The following is a 13,549-nucleotide window of genomic DNA, read 5'->3' as shown; positions in this document are numbered from 1 at the left end:
CATTCATAGCCCCGTCTGCCCTGTCCGGTCCGTGAATGGTAACGGAATACGACACATCCCCCAATCTGCCTATTGACTTTTAATTTCCACACCGCTATAATCCATTACGTTTAAAAAGATAAACACACTTCTAAACACACTTCAGGGCAAAACAAGGAGGCTTGGAAAGATGAAGCAGATATGGGCCATATTTCTCAGAGATATAAAGAACATAGGAAAAAATCCGGTGGCGGTTATCGTAGCGCTGGGAATTATGATACTGCCGTCGCTGTATGCCTGGTTCAACATCGCGGCGAACTGGGATCCTTACGGTAATACGAAGGGGCTCCGGGTGGCTGTGGCCAGTCTGGATCAGGGGACACGGATCGAACAGCTGGACACCACCGTAAATATCGGTGACATGATTATTTCCAATCTCCATGAAAATGATCAGATTGGATGGCAGTTTGTGGATGAGGAACAGGCGGTGGAGGGCGTGAAGGCGGGCCGTTATTACGCCTGTGTCATCATTCCGGAGGACTTCAGCGAGAAGACGGCCAGCATCTTTACATCGAACGTTCAGAAGCCGACGCTTCAGTACTATGTGAATGAAAAGAAAAATGCAATTGCCACGAAAATAACGGATAAGGGCGTCAGCACCATCCAGCAGCAGGTGAATGAATCCCTGATCAGCGCTTCCTCTGAAGCTCTGGGAAAGGCATTTCACGTCACCTACGGTACGGTGGAAGGGAAGAAGGAGGATCTGGCGGATGAGATGGTGTCCTCCATGAAGGATGCCAGAAATGACCTGGTTTTGATGGGCAGCTCGGTCGGCGCATTAAAGTCGTCTCTGACTGCAGGAAAAGGTCTTTTAAGCAGTGTTCAGGCAATGCTTCCGGATTCCAAAGAGCTGCTTAAGTCGGGGCAGGACACGGGAGCGGAGGCCAGCCGTCTCATCCGCACCTCAGAGGATTTGTCCGACACCATGACAGACAGCGTGGGAAATGTGCTGGACATCGAAGATGGCCTGATGGACTCTGTGGACCGCTCGGTCCGCGATGCCATTGACCGCTGGGACCGCGATACGAACGCGGCAGCAGGGGAATTAAACAAGGCCTCTGACGTATTAAATACACTGCTGAATGTGAACCAGAAGCTTTATGATCTGGTGAACAATTTAAAGGAGAAGATTCCCGGACCGGGAAAGGTTCTGGGCGTGCTGTCCGATATGATTACCAGCCAGATCGACAGGCAGAAAAATATGATACATATGATAGAGACGGCGGAGGACACGGCCTTAAGGACGGGGAAGCTTCCGGAGGACGCCAGACAGGAGATCAGGAAATCACTGGAGGAGATGATGGATCAGGGGGCGCGGATTACGGATCAGTATCACAGCCAGGTGAAACCGGCCCTGACGGCAGGACTGGACAGTCTTTATGACAGCATTTCCGCCGCGTCCGATTACGCCGTCGGTATTAACGGGCTTCTGCCGCAGATTGACGGCACCTTGACTCAGACCACGGGTTCCTTTGACAGTCTGATCGAGACGCTGGACCAGACTGCGTCCATGATCGCGGCCGGTGAGGAAAAACTGGACCGCATCATCGATGAGGTGGAATCCGTGGAGGAGAGCGAGCGGCTGGCCAAGATTGTGGAGATCATGAAAAATGATCCGGAGACCATGGGGGATTTCCTGTCATCCCCGGTGAATCTGGAGGAGAATCAGATATATCCCATTGAAAATTACGGTTCGGCCATGACTCCGTTTTACACGATTCTCGCCATATGGGTGGGCGGCCTGGTCCTGGTGGCTGTTTTGAAATGCCGCGTCGTGGAGGACGAGAAAATTCATGGCGGAAAGGCGTATGAAAAATACTTTGGAAGGTACTTCATCTTTATGGTGTTCGGTGTGGCGCAGGCGCTAATCGTGTCGCTGGGAGACCTCTACCTGCTGAAGATCCAGTGCCTGGAGCCGGCGAAATTCGTGCTGGCGGCGGTTCTGGCGAGCGTGGTGTTTGTCAATATCATCTACACGCTCACCATCTCCTTCGGCGATGTGGGGAAGGCCCTGGCGGTCGTCCTGCTCGTTATTCAGGTGGCCGGGGCAGGGGGTACCTTCCCGATCGAGGTGACGCCGCATTTCTTCCGTATGGTCAATCCGATGCTGCCGTTTACACACGCCATTAATGCCATGAGGGAGTGCGTCGGCGGTATCTACGGAAATGCCTACCGTGAGGATATGGCAAAGGTCCTCTTATATCTGCCCATCTCCCTGTTTGTGGGCGTGGTTCTGCGAAAACAGGTGATCAGGATGAACGATTTCTTCGAGCGCAAGCTGGAGGAAACCGGGGTGATGTAGGTTTAACAGCCAGCTTCGGCGGCGTGGCAGCGCGTTACGGCCCGGTAGTGGAAAATCATGATTCCGCCAATGGTGAGGGCTGAAAACAGAGGGAACAGAAGCCAGACATACGACAGGGAAAGGCCGCTTACGATCAGACTTCCCAGTACGGAGGCGGCCAGCCCTCCAGCCCGCAGGGACAGGGAGAGAACCGACATCATGCTTGCGCGCTGGTCATTGCCGACGGCCTCATGAAAGATTGTATTTTCAATCAGATTCCCGGCGCCCAACACAATGTAGACCAGGACGAAGAGGGCCAGAAACAGCCAGACCCGGTGGGTAAATCCCAGGGCGGCGACGCTTAACACGAGAAGAAAACGCAGGAACCAGTATGTACGCCAACTCTTTTGTGGTGTGAGCACTGCTTTTTTGGACTGCATGGCTGCCTCGGCCGCTTTACTGCCGATGGTGACGCCTAAGTAGCCCAGGCAGGTGACCACACCGAAGATCCATCCCAGTTGTTCAGGGAGAAATGTCTTGAGCGTCGGCTGCCAGTAGACTTCTACGGTACAGAGAAGCAGCCCGTAGGCGGCAGACATCAGAACAATGGTGATGACCGAAAGGCTGTTTCGGAGGGAGTGATACAGGCCCCGGAGCTGCTCCTTAAACTGGAGTGCTGGGGAAAGGGGACTCCTTTCACGGGCAGGCTCCTTCACAAAGCAGGCGGCCAGAAACAGGATGAGCGTCTGTATGGCCAGAGCCAGGATCAAGAGAAGATTATAGGAGCCGTCCAGAAATCCCAGGATACCGCCGGTAATGGATCCGAGAGCCAGGCCGACGCTGTCGATGACAGCCATGGTGCTGTTGATCTTTTCCAGATTCCGGCCCTCCTGCTCCCGGAGATACGCCTCGATCTCCAGTGCCTCGATGGAGCCGGAGCTGAAAGCACGGCCGATACCCTGCATGGCACACGCGGCGGCCAGCATGAAGAAATGGCTGCTGAACATAAGCAGGACGTAGTTTGCCATCATGAAACAGGCAGACAGTAAGAAAATTTGTTTCCTTCCGATCAAATCCGCCATAATTCCGCTGGGGAGTTCCAGCACGACGACCATGACGGCAAAGATTCCGATGCACAGCGACAGGTTTTCCAGGGTGGCGCCGTGACTTAACAGCACGAGGGAGAGTACCGGCGCGAGAAGTCCGGTACCGAAGGCATTGGCCCCAAATAACAGGATGTGGCTTCGTTTCATGATGGCTGCTCCTCCTTTTCTTCCGGAATTGGACTGTGGGGATATGCTACCAGGCCAAATTCCCAGGGAATCGTGTCTTCGCCCGGAACCGAGTGTGCATCGGTGAAATCCAGGATTAAGTGGTACAGCTCCTCCGCATCTTTTTTCGATAAATGGACGACTCCGCTGGTAAAATCTCCGGTCGTCATCACATCAGACTTATCTTTCGCCCGCTTTAGACGGTCTTTAAAACCATTCCAGAGTTCCGTCATGATATAATCCGACAGATAGAAGCGCTCTTCCCTTAAATCATCATCCAGATTCCCGCCTATGGAGACGGAGACCGGAAGCTTTTTGTAGTATTTCGCCTGGATTCCATGGATGGATTCCGTGTGGTCCAGCTCCAGCAGGCCCAGTTCCTCCAGCTTCCTGATATGGAGCGAGACGGAAGAGGCCGATATCTTTAAGACATTCGACAGCTGCTTGGGGGTCATGGGCTTACCGTTTACCTCCAGGGCCTTTAGAAGGCGCTGACGCTGCGGGTTCATATAGATATCCATTTGTTTCCGGGTAGCCAGTGTTATCATTTTCCGTTCTGACATAAGATTCTCCTTTACGGCAGACCGCTTTTTGCAGACCGAAAGAACAGAATCTTCCGATGGGGCGGTGCGGTGTCGTTTTTCCATCTGTATAGATGTTTTTTGTAGTATATATTACCATTATTATAACGTTACATATTATGTAATGTCAAGATGGATTTATAAAGCTTTTTGGCCTCCTGTTTTGTGCTGTTTTTGAGATGGATTTGACAGAACAGATGTATAAAAAAATCCGAACCGGAGCCGATAAATGCTTATCGGGTTCCGGTCCGGATTCTGGGTGCGGATCACATGATTACTGACCTTCGTTCACGATTTCCTGCAGAACGTTGATAAGATCGTAGATCGTGTTAATCTGCACGTTCCGTTCCAGGATTTCATTTTTCAAATCGATGGAAAGCGTCTCGAATTTGGCCTGGACGGCGGGAGCAATATAGGACATGTTCATCACCTCCTGGTTAGGATGTGTAGGGAGAGGATAAGATATACGGATTGTGAAAGAGAATTTGACTGAAATTGCAATGTAAAAAAATACCGGAAATCCTTTTTTAGAGGACTCCGGCATTTTTTATTCTGGTGGTTCTGAGTATACCATTCAGGATAAGAGGAATGCTCCAGTTATGAAAAACTAGAGCATGGTTATACTGGTCACATACGGTTCACCGTTTAGTGGCTGATAAATATCTACGACAGCAAACTGTGGGTTTAAATCTTCTGTCTGCGGTTCTGCGATTGTCATGAATTTGTAATTGGTTCCATTTACTACCTGCGTTGCTACGGCTATGGGAGTATAGAAGAAATCGTTATGTCTTCCGATTGCATTAAAAAATATGAAGGAGTCATATGGCGTAAGATATGACTGATAAGACCATCCGCCTGGCATGTGTCACCTCATGAACGTTAGTTAGTACAGTATATGCATTTTTTTTGAATTGTCGATTCCTATTTTACATAATTTGACGCTATATTTTCGTACAGGCGGCAGATAATATAGGGTGAGGGAACAGTTTCAGGGCGTAAAAATAACATTTGTGCACGCTTTTATACATTACCGCACATTTTTGTAACCATAAAATGGATATTTATGGTATAATTAACCATATGGTCCACAACAGGAGGATTCCATGCACGTTTTTAATCCGGTATTTTATGATGAATATAACCTGATGAACTATCTGGATTTTGCAGTTATGAAGACGGCGAAGCTGTATCCGGATGTGCTGAGGGAGGAAATTTATCTGCTGTTTTATTTAATAAAAGATAATTTCCAGGCAAATATGAAATATCTGAGAGAGAACAATGTAGACGTGGATTGCTTCGGCTTCCTGCCTGTCAGGAGAAATACCAGGAACTCCGTGGAAGCGTTTTTTGACATGTTTAATTTGATTAACGCTGAGAATTATATATCCGTTCTGCTGTACATGAATGATAAAAAGAATAACCGATACGACGATCTTTATAAGAAATATGCGTTTAAAGGTGATTTTACGATTATCAGCAAGAGGGATATCGCAAAAGATCATGGCTTAGGCCGGATTACTGATGATGAGAAGATGGCTAAAATCGACCAGGTGGAGAGCGGATCCAACAGTTATATTCATCCGAGTATCTTTATACCCCTTTATACGCCTGCGGATATTGAGGCAAAGGAGGAGATCCTGCGTGATTTGCTCCGGGTCAATACCTGGCTGTTAGGCGGCGCATACCATCAGCTGTGCTGCTTTATATTGAACAAATATGGCTCACTGAAATCCTTTGAATGCCTTCACTGCACGAAGAATGCGGCGTGTTTTGAATGCTTTGAAAATTATTATGTTTCATTTAAAGAGATGATTGAACAGGAACTGTTTCCGCTGAGCCAGGAATGCGGTAGTGATGAACCATTTAAAAATATGAGGTAAAAACTATATGAAATACAATTTCGCTCACTTGATTTGTGTGTGAATGAGATGGAACGGGCTTGTTGAAGTTTTACGAGAATTCCGGCTGGGATTATTTGCGTATAAAAAGATGGGGGCGGAACATACATATGGAAGTAACCGCCTGCCGAGTAGCGAAGTGGAAAGTATGGAGCTGCTGAATCAGAAGCTGGAGAGCCTGGAGCGTTGCTTTCCTCTGACGAAAAGATAAGGATTGGAATGATACCGCATCATTCCCGAAAGGAACGATATGGAGTTAAAATATATTGATATAGGATTAAATTTGATGGGAAAGCAGTTCGATTCAGACCGGGAAACGGTTGCAGCCGATTCGTTTGCAGCCGGTGTCGGCTTTATCGTGACGGGAACGGATCTAAAATCAGACCGCGCGGCGGTCGATTATCTGAAAAAAAGCAGATTTGAGCATGCATGGTGCACCTGCGGAATTCACCCGCACAATGCTGACCGATGGGACGAGAATTATAAGAAACAGCTGTTGGAGCTGATTCAGCGCAACCGCGGAATCGTGGCCGCTGTGGGGGAGGTTGGCCTGGATTACGACAGAATGTTCTCCACTAAGGAAAATCAGAAACGGTGTTTTTCGGATATTCTCGACATTGCCGAGAGCCTGGAACTGCCGCTTTTTCTTCACGAGCGGAGCGCGGAACAGGACTTTATAAAATTGATGAAACAGCATCAGGAGCTGTGCCGGAGAAGCGTTGTGCATTGTTTTACCGGTTCAAGTGGAACGGCATACCGGTATTTACAGCTGGGATGTTATATCGGAATCACAGGCTGGATCTGTGATGACAGGAGGAACAGGGAGGTAGTGGAGGCCGTCAAAAGCATCCCCCTCGACCGGCTGATGATCGAAACGGACGCGCCCTATTTGACACCGCTGAATATCAAGGGGCTGCCGCGGCGAAATGTTCCGGTAAATATAAAATATGTGGCAGAAAAGATTGCCGCAGTCAAAAATACAGACGTTGAAGCCGTGGAGCAGGCAGCGCTTAGAAATGCCAGGCAGTTTTTCAATCTATAAACTGGATAATGGATTGTCATATGCAGTGAAATAAAATGTGGGAGGAAACCAATGTCAACTACATATTATATAGCAAACAGAAAGAGAAAAAAAGAGTGCGGGGAGTTTAAGAAATTCTGGGAAGAAGAATGGTTTCCGGAGATTACAGATAAGCTTTACCAATTCTGTACTGGGACAAACGGTGAGATCGTAAATAAAGATCTGGCAGAGAGCATCACAGAAGATAAAATGTGCGGGTTTTCCTGCACGCCGCTCAGCAATACCTTATACGAGGAGGCGTTTCTTACGGTGAATAAGTCCGGCGTATTCTGGCATAAGTGTGAGGTGGAAGGCGTTCTGCTGAACAGCCTCGAGGAGCTGATTAAATTTTTCTCGAAGAAGGCCAACCAGGAGACGTATTCGCTGGAGGATCAAAATGGACGGGTATGCACCCTGAATGATTTGATCAGGGAGCTTAGCGGGAAATAAAACGTATGCAGGGTGCTGTTGGAACGATGGAGATGCTTCTGACGGACAAAGGGTTAAATGTGCTGCAGACTTTTGAAACCGGTATTTCTTCTAACAGGGAAATTTTTATGAGGGATGATGATATCTACTCTGTGGTCGTGACCTACAAGGACTTTGTCGGAAGTAATGATGTGAAAATAGAGAAGTGATCAGATCTGTATTTCCCCATTAGAAAATGCCGGGAGCCTTTATGAGAAAGGCCTTCCGGCATTTTGCGAAGAATTGGAGTAACAGGATTTAAAATGTTGTGCATTAATTATGATGGGGACAGGTGACGATTACTTATTAATTTAACTGCAGACTGTAGATGTATAATTAGGAAAGTGTCAGGTCGAAGAGTCTGTAATATAAAGTGTAAATTTATAATGTGATTATATGGGAGGGGTTATGGCAATTAATTGTTGTATTTGTAAAAAGAAACAAATAGGAAGATGTTTGAATATATACAACTTTATTCATTAGTATACCGGTGTTTGTGCCTGGAGTTAAAACGTTAATATAGCCGGAAGGTTGAACTGTTGCAAATAAAAAGGAAGGATTAATGATAATGTTTGATCTAAATAAAAAGTATTTTAAAGATATGCAGCATATTGTCTACAAGCAATGGGATAACATTGAAATTAATGCAGTATTAAATGGAATTAATCAAGGTTGGGTATTTGTGAATGAGCAAATCAATCCGAAAACAGCACTTCTCTGGTCGCGCGGGATAGAAGGATTCTATTTTATTGGAGAACCGTACAATGATCAGTTTAATCAAAGTGCATGTGATTTTGTTCTGAATATTCTTGATAAACGGATAAGGCAATCGGGACTTGATTATTTTGAATTTAGCGGTGATCGACCAGAGTGGGATTCTATATTAGAACAGATATTTGATAAACAAGAATTAATAAAATCAAGGCAGTGTGTCTATAAATTTGACTTGGAACGTTGGAAAGATCATGAAATGAGATCAGATCAAGAAGGTGTTACTGTCTATAGGATTGATAAGTCATTTTTTGAAAATAAAATAGAAAATTTTTCTTTTGTTGAAAATGAAATTTTACGATGGTGGAATTCGCTTGAGCATTTTTTTGAGTATGCTATTGGGTATTGTGTTGTTTGTGATGAGATAATTGTAAGCTATTGCCTGACAAATTTTGTTTATGGTAATACATATACATTAGGCATTGAGACGCTAAAAGACCATAGACGAAAGGGTTACTGCCAAATTGCCGTTGAAGCTTTTATTACAGACTTACTAGAGCATGATAGTGTTCCATACTGGGATTGTATGTATACTAAAGTGGCTTCAAGAAAACTTGCTGAAAAAATTGGCTTTTATTTAGACCATACATATGCTTTATATCGAATTTTACTGAGCGAAGAGGAGTGAAGTCCCTGTTCAAATTTTCAGTAGGCCATGTTCTCTAAAGTGCAGTTTTTTATTTTTCTATCCGATTTCTTATTAGAGATATGTAAAAACTCCTATTGTAAAATAAAAAGGGGATAGCCTTGGAATGGTCAGAAATCAATTTCATCAACGAAACTGTTTTATACAACGAATGAAAGGATCGTACTGGTATAAGGCGAACTGCCGCTTCAAAAATGGAAAATGAGGCGTCTTTTTACAACAAAAAAGTGCCAAAAGCCTTGTAAATACAAGGGATTCAGCACTTATGCAAGAATCGGAGTAACAGGATTTGAACCTGCGACCTCTCGGCCCCCAGCCGAGCGCGCTACCAAGCTACGCCATACTCCGTTTCTGGTCACTATGGTATTATAGCAGAAAGTTTGCGATTTGAAAAGTATATTTGTTGAAATATTTTATATTTTAAGATATGATGGTAAGGACGATATGATTCATGGAGAAAAGACAGGTGAGAAAGAATATGAAACCGATCGTGAGTTTTGATGTAGATATGACACTTTTGGACCATAAGGACTGGACGATACCGGACAGCGCCATGGAGACCCTGGAACGGCTCCGGGAGAATTACACCATTGTGCTGGCCACCGGCCGTGATATGGATTCCAGCTTCAGCGTTGTGTTAAAGGAACAGATCAGGCCGGATGCCATCATTCATTTGAATGGAACGAAGATTACGGTGGGGGACACGATTATTTACGAGCATCTGTTTGATAAGGAACTGATGAGGCAGATCATTGCCTATGCACAGAATGATGCAGCCTGCAGCGTGGGAGCCAGTGTGGGCGGGTATGATTACTACGTGCATCCGGAAGTGGTGAACCGTCACGATACGGATCTGTGGGGAGAATGCGGACGCCGGTTTGCGGACCCGTGGAAGCTTCCTGATTTGGATGTCAGGACAATGGCATACATTGGAGATGAAAAGGGCGCAAAAGCCATGGGGGCCCGGTTTCCCGAGGTAAATGTGCACATGTTCGCGGAAAAACGGGGCGCGGATGTGGTGGAGAAGACAGCCAGCAAGGCTATGGGGCTGATCCGCCTCTGCGACTATTTTAATATCCCTCTTTCCAGTACGGTGGCCTTTGGGGACAGCATGAACGATTACGATATCGTGAAGACGGCAGGCATCGGAATCGCCATGGGAAACGCCATGGAAGAGCTTAAGGAAGCCGCGGATTATGTGACTGATGCCGTGGATTCGGATGGAATCCGCAATGCCTGTGTGCATTTTGGGCTGATCCGGTTATAAGGGTGTGTGGCATTACTTTTATGATACTATACAGGGAAGGAAATAAGTAGCATGGCAAAACATTATGATATCTTTATCATAGGCGGCGGGCCCGGCGGTTATACGGCTGCGCTTAAGGCAGCAGGGCTGGGGCTTAAGACTGCAATTGCAGAGAAGGAAAAACTGGGCGGGACCTGTGTCAATAAGGGGTGTATTCCGACGAAGGCTCTGCTTCATGCCTCCAGTATGTTTGCGGCGTTTCAGAGCTGTGATGTATTTGGAGTATCGGCTGATTTCATTTCTTTTGACTTTAAGAAAATGCAGGACTATAAGAAACGTTCTGTAAAAGAGTACCGGAAGGAAGTTCGGGAATCGATTGAAAATGCGGGGGTCGACTATATCGAGGGAACGGCGACGATCCGCCGGGGACGGACCGTAGAGGTCAACAGTCCTTCAGGTAAAGATTATTACGAGGCAGATCACATCATCATTGCAACGGGGGCAAAACCGGTGATACCGGATATTCCGGGAGCGATGCAGCCGGGCGTTCTGACGAGTGACCGGCTGCTGGCTTCTGATACCTGGAATTACGATCGTCTCACGATTATTGGCGGCGGCGTGATCGGAGTGGAATTCGCAACGATATTCCAGGCGCTGTGCTCCCATGTGACGATTATCGAAAGCCGGGAGCATTTACTGGGACCTATGGACAATGAGGTTTCCGAGGTCCTGGAAAATGAACTGAGACGGAAAGGAATCGCTGTCCAGTGTGAGGCAAAGGTCCTGGAAATTCGCGAGGAGGAACAGGGACTCATCTGCGTTTACGAGGCGGATGGAGAGGTTCGGACGATCCGTTCCGGCCAGATTCTCCTGGCAGCAGGCCGAAAGCCGAATCTGGACGGACTTTTTGGACGGGATGTCAGCCTTGCCATGGAAGACGGATGTCTTAAAACGGATTCGGAGTTCCGCACCAGTGAACCCGGCATTTACGCCATCGGCGATGTGACGGCCGGCAAAATGCTGGCTCATGTGGCGGCGGCTGAGGGTACTTATGTGGTTGAAAAGATCGCGGGTGTGCATCACACCATACGGCTTTCCGTGGTTCCGAATGGCATGTTTGTGGAACTTCCGGTCGTGCCGGGATGCATTTATACCGAGCCGGAGATTGCTTCCGTCGGAATTACGGTGGAAGAAGCGAAGGCCCATAACATGAAGGTGCGCTGCGGGCGCTACTCCATGAGCGGTAATGGCAAATCCATCATTACCAGAGAACAGAGCGGATTTATTCATCTGATTTTTGAGGAATATTCCGGTACCATTGTCGGCGCTCAGATCGTCTGTCCGCGGGCCACTGATATGATCAGTGAGATGGCGACTGCTATCGCAAATGGCCTGACAGCGGATCAGCTCATGCTTGCCATGAGGGCCCATCCGACTTACAGCGAGGGCATAACGGCGGCAATCGAGAATTATTATGAAACAAAAGGAGACGAAAGGTTATGATTCAAGAGAGAATTGCAGCATTACGAAGCCTGATGGCGGAGCGCCAGATTGACGCTTACATGATTCCAACATCCGATTTTCATGAGTCGGAATACGTGGGCGATTATTTTAAATGCAGGAAATTTATAACTGGTTTTACAGGGTCCGCCGGTACGGCGATTATCACGCAGACAGAGGCGAGACTCTGGACCGACGGCAGGTATTTCGTACAGGCGGCGAAGCAGCTGGAAGGAACCGGCGTGCTCCTCATGAAATCCGGTCAGGAGGGCGTTCCGACCGAGGAAGAGTATCTGGCAGAGGTTATGCCTCAGAACGGAACACTGGGTTTCGACGGCCGTGTCGTCAACAGCCAGCTGGGAGAGAAGCTGGAAGAGCTTCTGGAAGACAAGCACGTGAAATTTTCCTGGAAGGAAGACCTGGTGGATTTCATCTGGGAAGACCGTCCGGCGTTATCCGCTGAACCGGTCTGGATTTTAAAAGAAAACTACGCGGGCAAATCAGCAGCGGATAAGATTGCTGATTTAAGGGAAGCGATGAAGAAGGAGAAAACCACGGTCCATGTCCTCACCACGCTTGATGATATCGTGTGGCTGTTAAATATCCGCGGAAATGACGTCGTCTGCAATCCCGTAGTTCTTTCCTATGCATTGGTGACGATGGAACGGTTCTATTTATTTATCAATGAGGCGGTTCTGGACAGCGAAGTGAAATCCTATTTAAAAGAGCTGGGCGTTACCGTACGGCCGTACAATGATATTTACGATGCGGTGAGCCAGTTAAAGGGCCAGAAGGTGCTTCTGGAGACAGCGAAGACCAACTATGCGATCATCAGCAATCTGGATGAATCCAATGCAGTTGTTGACCGTATGAATCCGACCGCTCCGGCCAAAGCAGTCAAAAATCCGGTTGAGATCGAAAATATGAAGAAGGCCCATATCAAAGATGGTGTGGCTATGGTAAAGTTTATCTGCTGGCTGAAAAAGAATATTGGAAAGCAGACGATCACCGAGCTTGACGCGGAGCATTACCTGGATAATCTGCGCGCAGAGCAGGAGGGGAATCTGGGGCTTTCGTTCCATACCATATCCGCTTATGGGGCAAATGCGGCGATGTGCCACTATTCCGCGACGCCGGAGAGCAATGCGACTCTGGAGCCAAAAGGACTCTATCTGGTAGATTCCGGCGGACAGTATTATGAGGGAACAACCGATGTGACGAGAACGATCTCCCTGGGGGAGACGACGGAAGCAGAACGGGAACATTTTACCCTGAGCGTCATCAGTATGCTGCGTCTGGCCGCTGTAAAGTTCTTATATGGGTGCAGAGGACTTACCCTGGATTATGTGGCGAGAGAGCCGCTCTGGAGCAGAGGGCTGAACTTTGACCACGGAACCGGCCATGGGGTAGGTTACCTGTTAAATGTTCACGAACGCCCCAACGGTATTCGCTGGCGTATGGTGCCGGAGCGCCAGGACAACTGTGTACTGGAAGAAGGCATGGTGACTTCAGACGAGCCGGGCATATATATTGAAGGCAGCCACGGCGTACGTACGGAAAATCTTATTGTCTGTAAGAAGGCAGAGAAGAACGAATACGGTCAGTTTATGGAATTTGAGTTTCTGACCTTTGTGCCGATTGATTTGGAAGCACTCGATAAATCCCTGATGAACGAGCGGGATGTGGAACTCTTAAACAGCTACCACAGCGCAGTATATGAGAAGATATCCCCGTATTTGACAGCGGAAGAGGCTGAATGGCTGAAGGAAAATACGAGGGCGGTATAAG

13 protein-coding genes and 1 tRNA gene are annotated in these 13,549 nt (G+C 47.5%); 9 read left to right on the top strand and 5 right to left on the bottom strand.

The genetic code is table 11. The features are described 5' to 3' along the window. Positions 1 to 169: 169 nt before the first annotated feature. Positions 170 to 2,341 (top strand): YhgE/Pip domain-containing protein, encoded by a 2,172-nt coding sequence (locus M1L66_RS22560; RefSeq protein WP_187018505.1) that lies wholly within the window; start codon positions 170 to 172, stop codon positions 2,339 to 2,341. Positions 2,342 to 2,343: 2 nt separating this feature from the next. Here the strand turns inward: M1L66_RS22560 and M1L66_RS22555 are convergent, their stop codons facing one another. The 4 genes from M1L66_RS22555 to M1L66_RS22540 all read right to left on the bottom strand — a co-directional run bounded on the left by M1L66_RS22555 (position 2,344) and on the right by M1L66_RS22540 (position 5,034). Next, positions 2,344 to 3,573 (bottom strand): MFS transporter, encoded by a 1,230-nt coding sequence (locus M1L66_RS22555; RefSeq protein ID WP_187018507.1) that lies wholly within the window; start codon positions 3,571 to 3,573, stop codon positions 2,344 to 2,346. Next, positions 3,570 to 4,154, bottom strand: coding sequence for a helix-turn-helix domain-containing protein (locus M1L66_RS22550; protein ID WP_434688363.1), 585 nt, complete (start codon positions 4,152 to 4,154; stop codon positions 3,570 to 3,572). Before M1L66_RS22550 ends, M1L66_RS22555 begins: the two co-directional genes overlap by 4 nt. A gap of 292 nt (positions 4,155 to 4,446) precedes the next feature. Further along, positions 4,447 to 4,593, bottom strand: a complete 147-nt coding sequence (locus tag M1L66_RS22545) for a hypothetical protein (RefSeq protein ID WP_022031632.1) — start codon at positions 4,591 to 4,593, stop codon at positions 4,447 to 4,449. 186 nt (positions 4,594 to 4,779) lie between these two features. Continuing rightward, entirely contained in the window at positions 4,780 to 5,034 is a 255-nt protein-coding gene (locus M1L66_RS22540) for a hypothetical protein (protein ID WP_002603026.1), read from the bottom strand. A 241-nt stretch (positions 5,035 to 5,275) separates the two neighbouring features. On the opposite strand from M1L66_RS22540, the gene M1L66_RS22535 reads away from it, so the two are divergent. The 5 genes from M1L66_RS22535 (at position 5,276) to M1L66_RS22515 (ending at position 8,997) form a co-directional block, all read left to right on the top strand. Next, positions 5,276 to 6,052: a hypothetical protein gene (locus tag M1L66_RS22535; RefSeq protein WP_002603027.1), complete on the top strand. Its 777-nt coding sequence runs from the start codon at positions 5,276 to 5,278 to the stop codon at positions 6,050 to 6,052. A 304-nt stretch (positions 6,053 to 6,356) separates the two neighbouring features. Continuing rightward, a complete protein-coding gene (locus M1L66_RS22530; RefSeq protein ID WP_434688360.1) occupies positions 6,357 to 7,112 on the top strand; it encodes a TatD family hydrolase in 756 nt (251 codons plus the stop codon). Between the two features lie 51 nt (positions 7,113 to 7,163). Beyond that, positions 7,164 to 7,580 (top strand): hypothetical protein, encoded by a 417-nt coding sequence (locus M1L66_RS22525; RefSeq protein WP_187018512.1) that lies wholly within the window; start codon positions 7,164 to 7,166, stop codon positions 7,578 to 7,580. Between the two features lie 5 nt (positions 7,581 to 7,585). Continuing rightward, positions 7,586 to 7,768: a hypothetical protein gene (locus M1L66_RS22520; RefSeq protein ID WP_321009171.1), complete on the top strand. Its 183-nt coding sequence runs from the start codon at positions 7,586 to 7,588 to the stop codon at positions 7,766 to 7,768. 392 nt (positions 7,769 to 8,160) lie between these two features. After that, positions 8,161 to 8,997: a GNAT family N-acetyltransferase gene (locus M1L66_RS22515; RefSeq protein ID WP_434688358.1), complete on the top strand. Its 837-nt coding sequence runs from the start codon at positions 8,161 to 8,163 to the stop codon at positions 8,995 to 8,997. A gap of 292 nt (positions 8,998 to 9,289) precedes the next feature. Here the strand turns inward: M1L66_RS22515 and M1L66_RS22510 are convergent. Next, positions 9,290 to 9,363, bottom strand: a tRNA-Pro gene (locus tag M1L66_RS22510). Positions 9,364 to 9,466: 103 nt separating this feature from the next. Between M1L66_RS22510 and M1L66_RS22505 the strand changes: the two genes are divergently transcribed. From M1L66_RS22505 to M1L66_RS22495, 3 genes are read left to right on the top strand one after another with little or no spacing between them, the layout of a single operon-like run. Further along, positions 9,467 to 10,282: a Cof-type HAD-IIB family hydrolase gene (locus M1L66_RS22505; RefSeq protein WP_434688356.1), complete on the top strand. Its 816-nt coding sequence runs from the start codon at positions 9,467 to 9,469 to the stop codon at positions 10,280 to 10,282. Positions 10,283 to 10,333: 51 nt separating this feature from the next. Then, positions 10,334 to 11,764, top strand: a complete 1,431-nt coding sequence (gene lpdA / locus M1L66_RS22500; RefSeq protein WP_434688354.1) for a dihydrolipoyl dehydrogenase — start codon at positions 10,334 to 10,336, stop codon at positions 11,762 to 11,764. Continuing rightward, entirely contained in the window at positions 11,761 to 13,548 is a 1,788-nt protein-coding gene (locus M1L66_RS22495; protein ID WP_434688352.1) for an aminopeptidase P family protein, read from the top strand. Before lpdA ends, M1L66_RS22495 begins: the two co-directional genes overlap by 4 nt. Position 13,549: the final 1 nt, after the last annotated feature.

The sequence above is a fragment of the Hungatella sp. SB206 genome, assembly GCF_051132295.1.
Classification (GTDB): domain Bacteria; phylum Bacillota; class Clostridia; order Lachnospirales; family Lachnospiraceae; genus Hungatella; species Hungatella effluvii.
This window is presented reverse-complemented; position numbering and strand designations above follow the sequence as displayed.

Excerpts from the sequence above, each read along its gene's own strand:
- M1L66_RS22520 (WP_321009171.1), top strand. The coding sequence starts at position 7,586 with ATGCAGGGTGCTGTTGGAACGATGGAGATGCTTCTGACGGACAAAGGG.
- M1L66_RS22540 (WP_002603026.1), bottom strand. The coding sequence starts at position 5,034 with ATGCCAGGCGGATGGTCTTATCAGTCATATCTTACGCCATATGACTCC.
- M1L66_RS22505 (WP_434688356.1), top strand. The coding sequence starts at position 9,467 with ATGGAGAAAAGACAGGTGAGAAAGAATATGAAACCGATCGTGAGTTTT.
- M1L66_RS22530 (WP_434688360.1), top strand. The coding sequence starts at position 6,357 with ATGGGAAAGCAGTTCGATTCAGACCGGGAAACGGTTGCAGCCGATTCG.
- M1L66_RS22560 (WP_187018505.1), top strand. The coding sequence starts at position 170 with ATGAAGCAGATATGGGCCATATTTCTCAGAGATATAAAGAACATAGGA.
- M1L66_RS22545 (WP_022031632.1), bottom strand. The coding sequence starts at position 4,593 with ATGTCCTATATTGCTCCCGCCGTCCAGGCCAAATTCGAGACGCTTTCC.
- M1L66_RS22550 (WP_434688363.1), bottom strand. The coding sequence starts at position 4,154 with ATGTCAGAACGGAAAATGATAACACTGGCTACCCGGAAACAAATGGAT.
- lpdA (WP_434688354.1), top strand. The coding sequence starts at position 10,334 with ATGGCAAAACATTATGATATCTTTATCATAGGCGGCGGGCCCGGCGGT.
- M1L66_RS22515 (WP_434688358.1), top strand. The coding sequence starts at position 8,161 with ATGATAATGTTTGATCTAAATAAAAAGTATTTTAAAGATATGCAGCAT.
- M1L66_RS22495 (WP_434688352.1), top strand. The coding sequence starts at position 11,761 with ATGATTCAAGAGAGAATTGCAGCATTACGAAGCCTGATGGCGGAGCGC.
- M1L66_RS22535 (WP_002603027.1), top strand. The coding sequence starts at position 5,276 with ATGCACGTTTTTAATCCGGTATTTTATGATGAATATAACCTGATGAAC.
- M1L66_RS22555 (WP_187018507.1), bottom strand. The coding sequence starts at position 3,573 with ATGAAACGAAGCCACATCCTGTTATTTGGGGCCAATGCCTTCGGTACC.
- M1L66_RS22525 (WP_187018512.1), top strand. The coding sequence starts at position 7,164 with ATGTCAACTACATATTATATAGCAAACAGAAAGAGAAAAAAAGAGTGC.